Below are 12,346 nucleotides of genomic sequence, written 5' to 3'. Positions count from 1 at the left end.
GCGCCCCGCCAGGAACCCCGCCAATGACCGCAACCCCGACCGTTCTTTCCCCCACAGCGGAAGCTCCTGTCGAAGGATTGCCGCCGGGGTTCGGCGAAGGCATCGCCGGCAAGGCGGCTTTTTTTATCGCCATCGCCTTCTCCATCTTCCAGATCTACATCGCCGCCTATGGCAGCCTGCCGAGCCAGGTCGTACGCGCCATGCATGTCGGCTTCCTGCTGCTGCTCGGCTTTGCCCTAATCGCCAATCTGCGCGCCAAAAGCGTCCCGGCGAAAGCAGTGTTCTGGACGCTCGGCGTGCTCGGCTTCGCCATCGGTCTGTACAATTGGGTGTTCTATGCCGACCTCATCCGCCGCTCCGGCTTTCTCACCACGCCTGACCTGATCGTCGGCGCGGTGCTGGTCGTGCTGGTCTTCGAGGCGGCGCGGCGATTGATGGGGCTGCCGCTCGCCGTCATTGCCTTCATCTTTCTCGCCTACGCATTTGCCGGCAATCATCTGCCGCCGCCTTTCATCCATCGCGGCTATGATTTCGCCCAGCTCGTCGACACCTTCGCCTATGGCACCGAAGGCATCTACGGCACGCCGGTCTATGTCTCGGCCGCCTACATCTTCATCTTCGTCGTCTTCGCCGCCTTTCTTGAACGCGCCGGCATGATCGCGCTGTTCAACGATTTTGCGCTTGGCCTGGTCGGCTCATGGCGCGGCGGCCCGGCGCAGGTCTGTGTGCTGTCCTCGGCGCTGATGGGCACCATTTCCGGCTCCGGCGTCGCCAATGTGGTGGCCAGCGGCCAGTTCACCATCCCGCTGATGAAGCGCTTCGGTTTCCGCTCGGCTTTCGCCGGCGCCGTCGAGGCGACCTCGTCGATGGGCGGCCAGATCATGCCGCCGGTGATGGGAGCGGTTGCCTTTATCATGGCCGAGACCCTGAACATCCCCTATGCCGCGGTGGTCAAGGCGGCGATCATTCCGGCGCTGCTCTATTTCGGCGCCTGTTTCTGGCAGGTGCACCTGGAGGCAGGCAAGGCCGGACTGCACGGCATGGCCAGGACCGACCTGCCCAATCCGTGGGATGCGGTGAGACAGCATTGGCCGCTGGTACTGCCGCTCGCAGCACTGATCTACCTGCTGTTTGCCGGCTACACACCGGTGTTCGCCGGCACCATGGGCCTGGCGTTGACCATTGTGCTTATTCTCGGCACGCCGCTGGCAGCATCGATCGGGCCGCTCGCCTTCCGCATCGTCTTCTGGCTGGCGCTCGGGCTTGCCGCGGCTTCCTTCATGAAATTCGGCGTCGACATCCTCAGCCTGGTCATCGCCGTGCTGGTCGTCGCCTGCCTCACGTTCAAGGGCGGGCGCGAGACGCTGCGCATATGCATCGATTCCCTTGCGGAGGGAGCAAAGAACGCGCTGCCGGTCGGCATTGCCTGCGCCATTGTCGGCATCGTCATCGGCACGTTGACGCTTACCGGCATCGCCTCGACCTTCATCGGCTGGATCATCTCGATCGGCGAGAACAATCTGTTCCTGTCGCTGCTTTTGACCATGCTCACCTGCCTGGTGCTCGGCATGGGCATACCGACCATTCCCAATTACATCATCACTTCGTCGCTGGCCGGGCCGGCGCTGCTGTCGCTCGGCGTGCCGTTGGTGGTCAGCCATATGTTCGTCTTCTATTTCGGCATCATGGCCGATCTCACTCCGCCTGTGGCGCTGGCCGCCTTCGCCGCCGCACCCATGGCCAAGGAAAGCGGCCTCAAGATCGGCATCCAGGCCACCAAGCTTGCCATTGCCGGCTTCGTTGTGCCGTTCATGGCGGTCTATACCCCGGCGCTGATGCTGCAGGACCCCGGCCCGATCGCCGCCCAGTTCGGCTATCCCGTCGAGGTCGCCTATATCGTCATCAAAGCCTGCATGGGCATAGTCCTGTGGGGCGCCGCTGCCGTCGGATTTCTGGCCCGGCGCATGGCCTGGTGGGAACGCCTCGTCGCCTTCGCCGCCGGCGTGCTGCTGGTTGCGGCGCTGCCGCTTACCGACGAGGCCGGCTGGGCGCTGTCCCTTGCCTGGATCGGCTGGCACTGCTGGCGCGCGCGGCAGGCTTCGCTGGCCAACTCGGGATGAGCCTCTGCATCGTCGCGGCCGGCAAGACGGTGGCGCTCGCGGTCGCTGCCTTCACGCTCTCCTGGGTGCATTCGGTGGAGAAGACTCAGTGGCAGGAAGACTGGAAGGTGCTGCCGTCCGGCCTGCAGCTGGTCGAGGCCCGCATCAAGGGATCGGGCGCCGGGATGGAGCCGCCGCAAGGCTCGGTGCTGAGAAACGGCTGGTGGGTCTATGCGCCCAAGGTCGGGCCACAGCGGCGCCTCGTGCTAGCCGCGTCGGGCGCTACGGGTCAGGGTTGGACGCTGTGCACGGCGCAGGACTGCCGCGAACTGGCTAAGCTGGCAGGCGACACGATCTCGCTGGAGCCGTGCGGGCCGGAGGGCTCCAGCCAGCCGCGGTAGCAGGCGATCATGCCGGCAAGTGGATGCGAGATCTCGACGTGGAAGCGGAAGCGGCCATCCTCCACCGTTTCGTAGGAAGCCGAGCGTGGACCGAGCCACATCGGCAGCGGCAGGCCAAAAAAGCTCCAGCAGCGCAAGACCAGCGCCAGCCGGCCGTCCTCGGCAACCAGCGCCATCGCGAAGGTCAGCGGGCCGAAGCGTTCGCACAGCAGGCGCTGCGATCGACCCCGGCCTGCAAACTGCAGGCTAGAAAAACTGTGCTTGCCGAATGTCCGCGTCCAGGTCTCACTCTCCTTGTCGGTGTCGAAGCGGACGTGAACCGGGATGTCCTCGCTTGCCCCGGGGAAGCCGACCATCCGGGCCATTAGCCGGCCAAGAACATTGCGCCCGCGTTCGACGCGCGCGCGGCCTGCCGCCATTGTTGTGCAATCGTGCATGGCGCGGATTTCCCGGGGCAGGCCATGCCAGGCGTCGCCGAGCAAGACGGCATAAAGCGACTTGTCCCTGTCAGCGGGCTCATTCCTGAACCCGGTGTAGATTGTCTTGCCGGCGAACAGCGCTTCATAATCCCGGAGCTCCAAATCGCGCACCGCCGCCCGTGCGCCCGGCGCGGGCTGATGTCCGGCCAGCGCTTTGCGGACCAGCGCTTCGACCGCCATCGACGGGATCAGCGGCCCATCATTGCCCTCGGCCAAGAGATGCCACGAGCGCTTGACGATGGCGCCCGCCCGGTCAGATCCCTCCACCTCGACGAACATGCCGCCGCGATGCTCGCCCCAGCGCAGCCGGTTCGTTGCCTGATGCATCAGCGGCGCCAGCGGCAAAAGCGAACCGATCAATCCGGCGCGCACCAGCCAGGCGAGGCAGATCAGGGCGCGGTGCAGCAACTCGGGTACCGGCCCGGCTCCCATCCAGATGGTCCTCGCCTCCGGCCAAAGCTCGGCCAAGGCGCGCAGGTCGGGAACGTCGACAAGCGAAAACAGCGTGTATCGAAGCGGCAGCCGGCCCGGCGGCGCGATGGTGTAGCGCAGTTGTTCGGTGAACGGACGGCCTTGTTCCGGACGGCCATTGCGAACAAGCCGCACCGGCTGACCGGCATAACCGGCGATAGCGTGAATGACGTTTCCGCCGACACCGGCCAAGGGCGACGGCGCGATGCCGCCGCGAATGCCGTCGACCCGCGTCAGGTCCGACGACAGGCGGCGCACAACCGCGGCCGTCAGCACCGGAAAGCTCGAGACGCCGGACAGCACGAAAACCCCTGCATTTCGCGCCGCCTCGTCGAACGCAGAGACGCCGGCGACGAAATCCGAGCCGTCGGCTAGATCGAGATAGTTGATGCGCCGGGCGATGCAGGCCTCGATCAGGCGATAGCGTCCCTCGCCATAGGCCTGGAACGGGCCGCTCGCGTCGACTACAATATCAGGCTCAAATGCAGCGAGTTGCGCGGCGAGATCGCCGTCACGGTCGAACAGGGCCGGCTGCAGCCGGGCTGCTGTCGGCGCACGCCTGTTGCAATAAGCGTCAGCCTTGGCAAGCGAGCGCCCGGCGACGAAGAGGATCAGACGCGGTTCGCCCTCCAAAAGCTCGACGGTGCGACCGCCAAAGGTGCCATAGCCGCCGACGACAAGAACCTTCATCCGCAGTTCCCCCAAAATGCCCCGCGCCGCTCCCGGCCACGGCAATGAGCCTAGCCGATCAACCTTGCCCTCACCTCGGCGGAAGGGATTTCACAATTGTCCTTCTTGCCGAACAGGGCGTAGCGGTTCTTTGCGATGCGGTCGTAGAGCCAGTCGCGAAGCGGGCGCGGCAACAGCAGCAGGATCCGCGCCGCCCGCCACGGCCAGCCGAGTTCGGCCATGACGGCAACGAAACTATCCAGGCGGGTGAAAGCAGCGCCATTGACGATGACGAGATTGGTCTCGTAGCGATCCGTTCGCAGCCCGGATTTCTTGAACAGCATCTCGCCGAAGGGCGACTGCGCCGTTGCGAAATGGAAGCGGCCCTTGCGGTCGAGCTTCACCACCATGCGCACAAAGCCCGAGCACAACACGCAAATACCGTCGAACACGATCAACGGGCGACGTGATTCGAATTCTGGCGGCTCAGGAGAATGGTTCGGCTTGACGATCACGTGACGCCCGGCAGCTGGTGTCAGGCGACACTAGACCTGCCGGCGGCTCGATCAAAGCCCGGACTGCTGAAGGCTTGGCGTTGTCGCACGCCGTCTGTCGGTCAGCGCAGGGCGCTCGGCGCGATAGGTCGTTGACCGATTGTCGGCGTCGGGCCGGCATATCCGGCTGTCGTGACGGCTCTCCATGCTCATCATCAGTGCACGCTGATCCCAAGCGTGTTGCCACGGCGCGCGCAGGCGGGGCCTGGGCCGCGCATGTAATAGCGCTCGGGCCGATAGGTCGGTGCGACGAATTCGCGGATGGCGGCAGCATAGCCGGCGATGTGATTCCAGAAGCTCATTTTACTCGGTCCCTGTCCCGTTTCGGATGTCCCTTCCGAATTGCGGGGATCATAGCGTCCAGGCGTGAATAGTCGGTGAACGCGATGTTAATCTCTGGTCGAAAATGCCTTCGTTCATGGCTGGAATGCGGCTGATTCGCGGTGTTTCCATGCAGTCCGTCGGCATTTCGCCCAGTGTGACTTTTGCACCACATATGTTTCGCCTGAATGTCGCTGAGGCGCGGTTTTGTTTCAGCTTTTTGCTGGACCGCGAAATTTCCGTGCACGCGGCCGGAAAACCAGGAACCCGCCCGTCAGCCGCACGTTGATTTCCCAGTGCCGGGACGAACCGGTTCCGCAGGCTGTGGTGCTCGGGTTGGGCCGCAGCCAAAAATCCGAAACTGCAAGAGCAATGGAAAGGCAAAGGCCATGGGCTTCTTTTCGAAGGATATCAAAACACTCGATGACCTGTTCGTGCACACGCTGCGCGACATCTATTACGCTGAAAAACAGATCGAGAAATCGCTGCCGAAGATGATCGACAAGGCGAGTGATCCGCAGCTGAAAGCCGGCTTTGAGAAACATCTCGCCCAGACCAAGGGTCATATCCAGCGTGTCGAGCAGGTGTTCGAACTGCACGGCGTGAAGGCCAAGCAGGTCGACTGCCCGGCCATCGACGGCATTCTCGAAGAGGCCGACGACATCAGCGGCGACATCGCCGACAAGGAGGTCCTCGACGCTGCGCTGATCGCCTCGGCCCAGGCGGTCGAGCATTATGAGATGACCCGTTACGGCACCTTGATTGCCTGGGCCAAGCAACTGGGCCGCAGCGACTGCGCCAATGTGCTGGCCAACAATCTCAAGGAGGAGCAGGCGACCGACCGCAAGCTTACCGAGATAGCGGAAAGCAAGATCAACCTGCAAGCCGCCGAGTAGGGCAGCGATAGAGAATTGAGTTCAGGGCAAGGCCGGGCCGAAAGCCCGGACTTGCCTTTTTGCGCCGCCGGAACCGGAACGGGCTTTGGCCGTTCTCGGTTGAACGCCGTTCTCGGTTGAACCTTGTCGCGCAGGGAGTTTGTCATGGCGCCGCGCCCCGCCTGGAGAGGATATCTCAAGCTTTCGCTGGTTACTTGCGCCGTCGAACTGACCAATGTCGTGACCCAGGCGGAGAAAGTCTCGTTCCGCGTGCTCAACCGCAAGACCGGCAATACCGTCAAGCGCGTCTATGTCGATCCGGCCAGCGGCAAGCCGCTCGATGAAGGGGACGAGATCAAGGGCTACGAGATCGGCGACGGCGACTTCGTCCAAATCGAGGAGGAGGAGATCGAAGCCGTGCAGATCGAATCCTCGCACACGATGAGCCTCGATGGTTTCATCGAAAAATCCTCGATCCAGCAGATCTATCTCGATACGCCCTATTATGTGACGCCTGCGGACGAGGTCTCGGAAGAGGCCTTCGCCGTCATCCGCGATGCCATGGCCGCCAAGAAGACGGCGGGGCTGGCCCGTATCGTGCTCTATCGCCGCGAACGTCCGGTGGTCATCGAGCCGTTGGGCAAGGGTCTGCTGCTGACGACCCTGCGCTATGGCGATACGGTTCGCAGGCCCGAGATGGTGTTCGGCGACATCAAGCCGGTGAAGACCGACGCCGAAATGATCAGGCTGGCCGAACACATCGTCGATGAGAAACAGGCGAAGTTCGATCCTTCCGAATTCGAGGACAAATACGAAAACGCCCTGATCGAGCTGGTCCGCGCCAAGAAGGCCGGCAGGAAGGCACCGAAGACAAAGGCGGAACCACGGCCCTCCAACGTCGTCAATCTCTTCGATGCACTGAAGAAGAGCCTTTCGTCGGAAGCCGGTGCGCCGGCAAAGACCGGACGCCCGGCAAAGGGCGCCAAGTCCAAAGCCGCTCGGCGCAAATCTGCTTAGGATCAGACCATGGTCAGCCTCGAGCAGTATCACGCCAAGCGCAATTTCAAGAAGACCACCGAACCGGCCGGCAAGGTTTCGCGCGGCAAGAAAGCCGAGCCAGGTGGCATCTTCGTCATCCACAAGCATGCCGCCACCAGGCTCCACTACGACCTTCGTCTCGAGCATGGCGGCGTGCTGTGGAGCTGGGCAGTGACGCGGGGCCCGAGCCTCGACCCGCACGAAAAGCGGCTCGCCGTGCATGTCGAGGACCACCCGATCGACTATGCGCCGTTTGAAGGCACTATCCCGAAGGACCAATATGGCGGCGGCTCGGTCATTGTCTGGGACGAGGGAACTTGGGTCCCCGATGGCGACCCGGCAAAAGCGATGAAGAAAGGCCATATCAGTTTCGAACTGCATGGCCACAAATTGCATGGCGCCTGGCATCTGGTGCGGCTGAAGCCGCGTCCGGGCGAAAAGCGTGACAACTGGTTGCTGATCAAATCCGACGATGCCGCCGCGCGTCCGGGCGAGGACATTTTGCAGGAGGCGCCGCAATCGGTGAAATCCGGCCTGACCATCGAGGAGGTTGGCGAAGGCAAGACCGCCGATGGCAAGAAGCCAAGCGTCTGGCAGTCCGACAGGCCGGCCGCCAGCAAAGCGAAGGCCGTCGCCGCACGGCGGCTCGAATTCATCGAACCGGCGCTCGCAACGCTGGAGCGGGACGCCCCGCCCGGCAAGGACTGGCTGCATGAGGTGAAGTTCGACGGCTATCGCATGCAGGCGCAGCTTGCCGGCACCGAGGTTCGGCTTTTGACACGCGCCGGCCTCGACTGGACCGACAAGTTCGGTGGCGCAATTGTCGCGGCACTTGGCGGCCTGAAATGCACCGATGCTATCATCGACGGCGAAATCGTCGTGCTGGCGGATAATGGCGTGTCGTCATTCTCGCTGCTGCAGCAAGATCTGTCGGCAGGCCGCACGGATCGTTTCATCTACTACGTTTTCGACCTGCTGCGTCTTAACGGTGAGGATATCCGTTCCGAGCCGCTGGTCGAGCGCAAGGAAAGGCTGCGCACGTTGCTCGCCGGACAGGCCGAGGATCAGGCCGTGCGCTTCAGCGACCACTTTGCCGAGCCCGGCAAGATCATGCTGGAGCATGCTTGCCGGCTGGGGCTCGAAGGCGTCGTCTCCAAGCGCGCCGATGCGCCCTACCGCAGCGGCCGGGTCCCGTCCTGGGTGAAGTCGAAATGTACGGCGCGCCAGGAATTCGTCATCGGCGGCTACATGCCGTCGGACAAGACCGGGCGGGGCCTGCGCTCGCTGCTGGTCGGCTATCACGAGGGCGGCAAGCTGCGCTATGCCGGCCGCGTCGGCACCGGCTTCACGGCCAAAAGCACCAACGAGCTGAAGAAGAGGCTTGATGCGCTGAAGACGACAACCTCGCCCTTCGACAGGGCGGTGCCAAGGGGTAAGGGGCTGGTCTGGGTCAAGCCCGAACTTGTCGGCGAAGTGGAGTTTCGCAGTTGGACGTCGGACAGTATAATACGCCACGCGTCGTTCCAGGGATTGCGCGAGGACAAGCCGGCGGAGGAAGTCGTGCAGGAGAAACCGAAAGCACGCTCAGCCCCGGCAGAGTCGAAGCCAAAGCCCGCCAGACCCGTGGCCACGGCGAAAACCTCGGTTACGCTGTCCCGCCCCGACAAGCTTCTGTGGCCCGAGGAGAACGTATCGAAGCAGGATCTGGTCGATCACTACGCGCTGGTCTGGCCGCGCATGAAGCAATTCGTCATCAACCGGCCGCTCAGCCTCGTGCGGGCGCCGGACGGTGTTGGCGGCCAACGGTTCTTCCAGAAGCATGCCTCGGCCGGCATGCACGACAAGATCGCCGTGATGAAGGATCCCACCGACGGCGAGGAGATATTGTTCATCCGCGATTTCGACGGTGTCGTGGCCCTCGTTCAACTTGGCGTCGTCGAGATCCACATCTGGGGCTCGACCACGGACGAGCTGGAAAAACCAGACCAGATCATCTTCGATCTCGATCCCGACGAGGGTGTCGACGTGAAGGCGGTGCTTGCCGCGGCGCTCGACATCCGCAGCCGGCTCGACGAACTGTCCCTGCCTAATTTCATCAAGACCTCGGGCGGCAAGGGCTATCATGTCCTCGTCCCGCTGAAGCCGTCGGCGGACTGGGATGAGGTCAAAGGCTTCGCCCATGAGTTCGCTCGAGCGCTCGAGCAAGCCGCACCCGACCGCTACACGGCGACGCTGTCGAAGAAGGCGCGCACCGGCAGGATATTCGTCGATTATCTGCGCAATGGCCGTGGCGCGACCACGGTCGCGCCCTATTCGTCGCGCGCCAAGAAAGGTGCCACTGTATCAATGCCGGTGACCTGGGCGGAAATCGAGGCCGGATTGCCCCCGAACGCCTTTCCGATAGGCGACAAGACGACGCTGAAGCGGCTTGGGCAAGCCGATCCCTGGGAGGATTTTTTCAAGCAGGCCAAGCCGCTCAAGCGCGGCTAGAGCAATTCCAGGAAAAGTGTGTGGAACGATTTTCTGTCCGGAATTGCGTCAAAACAAAAAAGATAGAGCGGTTCGGCGTTTCCGTGGAGACGGCGAGCCGTTCTGGTGCGTCGAAGCGAGCCGTCAGGCGAGAAACGTCTTCTCGAATGCCTGCTTGCCTGTCGGCGAGAAGATCACTGCACGGCTGTCCTTCTCGCGCCGCGCCCATTTTTCGGCGAGGATCTTATCGAGAATGGCGGCGCCCAGCGTGCCGGCGAGGTGCGAACGCCGCACGCTCCAATCGAGGCAGGCCCGGCACACCGGTCGCCGCGCCTTGCCCTCGACATCGATGCCGATCGCGGCGAAATGCGAGGCGGCCGACGGCCCAAGCCGGATCTCCTCATCATTGCGCAGGAGCACTTGTCGAGCGACGAGACGGTCCAGCATCGCCACCGCCTGCTCGCCGGCGAGGTGGTCGTAGCAGACCCGCGCCACGCGCATGGCAGCGTCGCGTGGGCCAGGCCGCACTCGTTGCGGCCCGACCGCGGCGGCAACACCGGTGATCGCCTCAATCATGCCTGCTACCTGCGGGCCGGCGAGGCCGTAGTAGCGGTGCCGTCCCTGGCTTGCCAGCGTCAGCAGCCCGCCTTCCATCAGCTTCGACAGATGGGAGCTCGCTGTCGGAAGCGACACGCCGGCCTCGAGTGCCAGTTCACTCGCCGTCAGTGCCGTGCCGCCCATCAGTGCGGACAGCATGTTTGCCCGCGCCGGATCGCCCACCAGGCTGGCAATGCGGGCTATGTCAGGTCCTTCGCGCATGGTTCGTTCATCATCGAAGCATCCTCGTCAGACAAGCATTAATCTCGATGCAAATCAAGGAGACGACAATGCCTGCAAGGACTATTCTCGGCGCCGCGCCTGCTCGCCGGCCGTTCCCGTTCATTGTCTTGCGCCGCCTGCGGCTGCGGCTCCTGAAGCGGTGGTACGACCGTCATTTGCAGCGTCTCGACCTCGCCGAGATCGACGATCATCTGCTGCGTGACCTTGGCCTGACACCCGAAGACGTCCGCCGCGAATGCGCGAAATCCTTCTGGCAAACCTGACCGGCCAGCGAATTTGCCTAGCATATCGATCTTCGGAACGTTTCGACCCGGCTCGAACTGTGACCGCCAGAAAACATCCACCGCCAAGGAGGCGAAAATGACCATCACCTGCTTCATCCGCTACGAGATCGATCCGTTCGGCAAGGCGGCGTTCGAGGAATATGCACGCAATTGGGGGCAGGCGATCCCGCGCTGCGGCGCCGATCTGATCGGCTATTTCGCGCCGCACGAAGGCTCGGCCACTACGGCTTATGCCGCCTACAACATCGACAGTCTTGCGGCCTACGAAGCCTACCGCGCCCGGCTCGCCGCCGATCCCGCCGGCAAGGCGAATTACGAGTTCGCCCGGCGGGAAAAATTTATCCTGAAGGAGGACCGCATCTTCCTCAAACTGGCCTCCGGGCCACATGCTTCTTTGGTGAAGCCATGATCGCCGTCATCTTCGAGGTCGAGCCGGCGGCGGGCATGCGCGATGCCTATCTCGGCATCGCCGCCGATCTGCGCCCACTGCTCGACGGCATCGACGGTTTCCTGTCGATCGAGCGCTTCCAGAGCCTTGCCGATCCGAACCGCATCCTGTCGCTGTCCTTCTGGCGCGACGAGGATGCGGTGAAGGCCTGGCGCAACACGCAGGAACATCGGCAGGCGCAGAGGGCTGGGCGCGGCGGCATCTTTGCCGGCTACCGTTTGCGGATCGCCCATGTCATGCGCGACTACGGCCTGACCGAACGCGCCGAGGCGCCAGCAGACAGCCGGGCGGTGAATGGGTAGCGACTGCTATGCATTCCCGATCAGCACCCCTGCCGCAAACACCAGCGCGCCGCCCAGCACCACCTGGAAGGCGGCGCGCCAGAATGGCGTCTGCATGTAGCGGTTCTGTACGAAGGCGATCGTCCAAAGTTCGAAGAACACCACGACCGCGGCGACGATCGTCGCCGTCCAGAAAAGCGGGATGAGATAGGGCAGCGCGTGCCCGAGCCCGCCCAGCGTCGTCATGACGCCGACGGTCAGCCCGCGTTTTACCGGCGAGCCGCGGCCGGATAGCTTGCCGTCGTCGGAGGCCACTTCGGTGAATCCCATCGAGATACCGGCGCCGATCGAGGCGGCAAGCCCGACCAGAAAGGTCTGGAACGTGTCGTGCGTGGCAAAGGCCGCGGCAAAGATCGGCGCCAGCGTCGACACCGAGCCATCCATCAGCCCGGCCAGCCCGGGCTGCACGTAGGTCAGGATGAACTGACGTTGCTCGGCCGCCGCCTCTTCGTCCTTGACCGCGCCCGATATATGCTTTTGCTCCAGCCGCTGCGCCAGTGTCTCGTGGCCCTGTTCGGCCACCGCCAGATCGTCGAGCAACTTTCTCGTCGAGGCATCGCCTGTGCGTTTGGCCGCCTCGATATAGAACAGGTAGGCCTGCCGCTCCATGGCCTCGGCTTGGCTGCGCACATGATCGATACCGAGCGGCCTCACCAGCCAGTCCGGCTTGCGCTCGTAATAACCCTTCACATGCTCGCGCCGGATCAGCGGTATGCGCTCGCCGAAACGCTTGCGGTAAAGCTCGATCAGCGCGTCGCGATGGCCGTCCTCTTCCTCCGCCATCTCCTCGAACACTTTGGCCGATTGCGGAAAGCTTTCCGCCAGCCCGTCGGCATAGGCGCGATAGATGCGCCCGTCATCCTCCTCGGAGGAGATTGCGAGCGCCAGGATCTCCTGCTCCGAGAGAGATTCAAACGGACGGCGGCCGAAGCCAAAAACGCGGGAAAGCATGAGAAATTCACCCCAGTTTAGAATAGTTCTAAACTAGAGCTTCGCACATCCTCGGTCAATCGCGCCCCTCCACTCATCTGCTCAAAAGTATCGACGTCGAAACCGA

General features: G+C 63.3%; 13 protein-coding genes. 8 read left to right on the top strand and 5 right to left on the bottom strand.

Annotated features, from left to right (window positions below; all coding sequences use genetic code 11):
- The first annotated feature begins 23 nt into the window (after window positions 1-23).
- Both NKH42_RS10310 and NKH42_RS10305 read left to right on the top strand, forming a co-directional pair.
- Complete coding sequence (locus NKH42_RS10310; RefSeq protein ID WP_352509487.1) at window positions 24-2,120, top strand: TRAP transporter permease; 2,097 nt, start codon at window positions 24-26, stop codon at window positions 2,118-2,120.
- The gene (locus NKH42_RS10305; protein WP_352689790.1) at window positions 2,117-2,500 is read left to right on the top strand and encodes a DUF1850 domain-containing protein; all 384 of its coding nucleotides are present in this window, start codon (window positions 2,117-2,119) and stop codon (window positions 2,498-2,500) included. The genes NKH42_RS10310 and NKH42_RS10305 overlap by 4 nt, the downstream gene beginning before the upstream one ends.
- Here NKH42_RS10305 and NKH42_RS10300 read toward each other — a convergent pair.
- The 3 genes from NKH42_RS10300 to NKH42_RS10290 all read right to left on the bottom strand — a co-directional run bounded on the left by NKH42_RS10300 (window position 2,389) and on the right by NKH42_RS10290 (window position 4,975).
- Window positions 2,389-4,140, bottom strand: a complete 1,752-nt coding sequence (locus NKH42_RS10300) for a saccharopine dehydrogenase family protein (RefSeq protein ID WP_352689789.1) — start codon at window positions 4,138-4,140, stop codon at window positions 2,389-2,391. The genes NKH42_RS10305 and NKH42_RS10300 overlap by 112 nt on opposite strands.
- Window positions 4,141-4,190: 50 nt before the next feature.
- Window positions 4,191-4,571, bottom strand: coding sequence for a thiol-disulfide oxidoreductase DCC family protein (locus NKH42_RS10295; protein ID WP_352751389.1), 381 nt, complete (start codon window positions 4,569-4,571; stop codon window positions 4,191-4,193).
- Between the two features lie 257 nt (window positions 4,572-4,828).
- Window positions 4,829-4,975, bottom strand: a complete 147-nt coding sequence (locus NKH42_RS10290; RefSeq protein ID WP_254818015.1) for a hypothetical protein — start codon at window positions 4,973-4,975, stop codon at window positions 4,829-4,831.
- 408 nt (window positions 4,976-5,383) lie between these two features.
- Between NKH42_RS10290 and NKH42_RS10285 the strand changes: the two genes are divergently transcribed.
- The 3 genes from NKH42_RS10285 (at window position 5,384) to ligD (ending at window position 9,397) form a co-directional block, all read left to right on the top strand.
- The gene (locus NKH42_RS10285) at window positions 5,384-5,890 is read left to right on the top strand and encodes a YciE/YciF ferroxidase family protein (RefSeq protein ID WP_254818016.1); all 507 of its coding nucleotides are present in this window, start codon (window positions 5,384-5,386) and stop codon (window positions 5,888-5,890) included.
- 144 nt (window positions 5,891-6,034) lie between these two features.
- Window positions 6,035-6,886 (top strand): non-homologous end joining protein Ku, encoded by an 852-nt coding sequence (gene ku, locus NKH42_RS10280; RefSeq protein ID WP_352751388.1) that lies wholly within the window; start codon window positions 6,035-6,037, stop codon window positions 6,884-6,886.
- A 9-nt stretch (window positions 6,887-6,895) separates the two neighbouring features.
- The gene (gene ligD / locus NKH42_RS10275; RefSeq protein ID WP_352751387.1) at window positions 6,896-9,397 is read left to right on the top strand and encodes a DNA ligase D; all 2,502 of its coding nucleotides are present in this window, start codon (window positions 6,896-6,898) and stop codon (window positions 9,395-9,397) included.
- A gap of 123 nt (window positions 9,398-9,520) precedes the next feature.
- Here the strand turns inward: ligD and NKH42_RS10270 are convergent, their stop codons facing one another.
- Window positions 9,521-10,195 (bottom strand): ArsR/SmtB family transcription factor, encoded by a 675-nt coding sequence (locus NKH42_RS10270; protein ID WP_254818019.1) that lies wholly within the window; start codon window positions 10,193-10,195, stop codon window positions 9,521-9,523.
- 68 nt (window positions 10,196-10,263) lie between these two features.
- On the opposite strand from NKH42_RS10270, the gene NKH42_RS10265 reads away from it, so the two are divergent.
- The 3 genes from NKH42_RS10265 (at window position 10,264) to NKH42_RS10255 (ending at window position 11,250) form a co-directional block, all read left to right on the top strand.
- A complete protein-coding gene (locus NKH42_RS10265; RefSeq protein ID WP_254818020.1) occupies window positions 10,264-10,479 on the top strand; it encodes a DUF1127 domain-containing protein in 216 nt (71 codons plus the stop codon).
- A gap of 97 nt (window positions 10,480-10,576) precedes the next feature.
- Complete coding sequence (locus NKH42_RS10260; protein WP_352509481.1) at window positions 10,577-10,909, top strand: NIPSNAP family protein; 333 nt, start codon at window positions 10,577-10,579, stop codon at window positions 10,907-10,909.
- On the top strand, window positions 10,906-11,250 hold the full coding sequence (locus NKH42_RS10255) for an antibiotic biosynthesis monooxygenase family protein (RefSeq protein ID WP_254818022.1): 345 nt from the start codon (window positions 10,906-10,908) through the stop codon (window positions 11,248-11,250). Before NKH42_RS10260 ends, NKH42_RS10255 begins: the two co-directional genes overlap by 4 nt.
- A gap of 6 nt (window positions 11,251-11,256) precedes the next feature.
- Here NKH42_RS10255 and mbfA read toward each other — a convergent pair whose 3' ends face one another.
- The gene (mbfA, locus tag NKH42_RS10250) at window positions 11,257-12,240 is read right to left on the bottom strand and encodes an iron exporter MbfA (protein WP_254818023.1); all 984 of its coding nucleotides are present in this window, start codon (window positions 12,238-12,240) and stop codon (window positions 11,257-11,259) included.
- Window positions 12,241-12,346 lie beyond the last annotated feature (106 nt).

Source organism: Mesorhizobium sp. M1142 (genome assembly GCF_040318565.1).
GTDB lineage: Bacteria > Pseudomonadota > Alphaproteobacteria > Rhizobiales > Rhizobiaceae > Mesorhizobium.
Note: the sequence above shows the minus strand (reverse complement) of the source record. Positions and strands in the feature narration are given on the sequence as shown.

Excerpts from the sequence above, each read along its gene's own strand:
- NKH42_RS10310 (WP_352509487.1), top strand. The coding sequence starts at position 24 with ATGACCGCAACCCCGACCGTTCTTTCCCCCACAGCGGAAGCTCCTGTC.
- NKH42_RS10290 (WP_254818015.1), bottom strand. The coding sequence starts at position 4,975 with ATGAGCTTCTGGAATCACATCGCCGGCTATGCTGCCGCCATCCGCGAA.
- NKH42_RS10305 (WP_352689790.1), top strand. The coding sequence starts at position 2,117 with ATGAGCCTCTGCATCGTCGCGGCCGGCAAGACGGTGGCGCTCGCGGTC.
- NKH42_RS10270 (WP_254818019.1), bottom strand. The coding sequence starts at position 10,195 with ATGCGCGAAGGACCTGACATAGCCCGCATTGCCAGCCTGGTGGGCGAT.
- NKH42_RS10255 (WP_254818022.1), top strand. The coding sequence starts at position 10,906 with ATGATCGCCGTCATCTTCGAGGTCGAGCCGGCGGCGGGCATGCGCGAT.
- NKH42_RS10260 (WP_352509481.1), top strand. The coding sequence starts at position 10,577 with ATGACCATCACCTGCTTCATCCGCTACGAGATCGATCCGTTCGGCAAG.
- ligD (WP_352751387.1), top strand. The coding sequence starts at position 6,896 with ATGGTCAGCCTCGAGCAGTATCACGCCAAGCGCAATTTCAAGAAGACC.
- NKH42_RS10265 (WP_254818020.1), top strand. The coding sequence starts at position 10,264 with ATGCCTGCAAGGACTATTCTCGGCGCCGCGCCTGCTCGCCGGCCGTTC.
- ku (WP_352751388.1), top strand. The coding sequence starts at position 6,035 with ATGGCGCCGCGCCCCGCCTGGAGAGGATATCTCAAGCTTTCGCTGGTT.
- mbfA (WP_254818023.1), bottom strand. The coding sequence starts at position 12,240 with ATGCTTTCCCGCGTTTTTGGCTTCGGCCGCCGTCCGTTTGAATCTCTC.
- NKH42_RS10300 (WP_352689789.1), bottom strand. The coding sequence starts at position 4,140 with ATGAAGGTTCTTGTCGTCGGCGGCTATGGCACCTTTGGCGGTCGCACC.
- NKH42_RS10285 (WP_254818016.1), top strand. The coding sequence starts at position 5,384 with ATGGGCTTCTTTTCGAAGGATATCAAAACACTCGATGACCTGTTCGTG.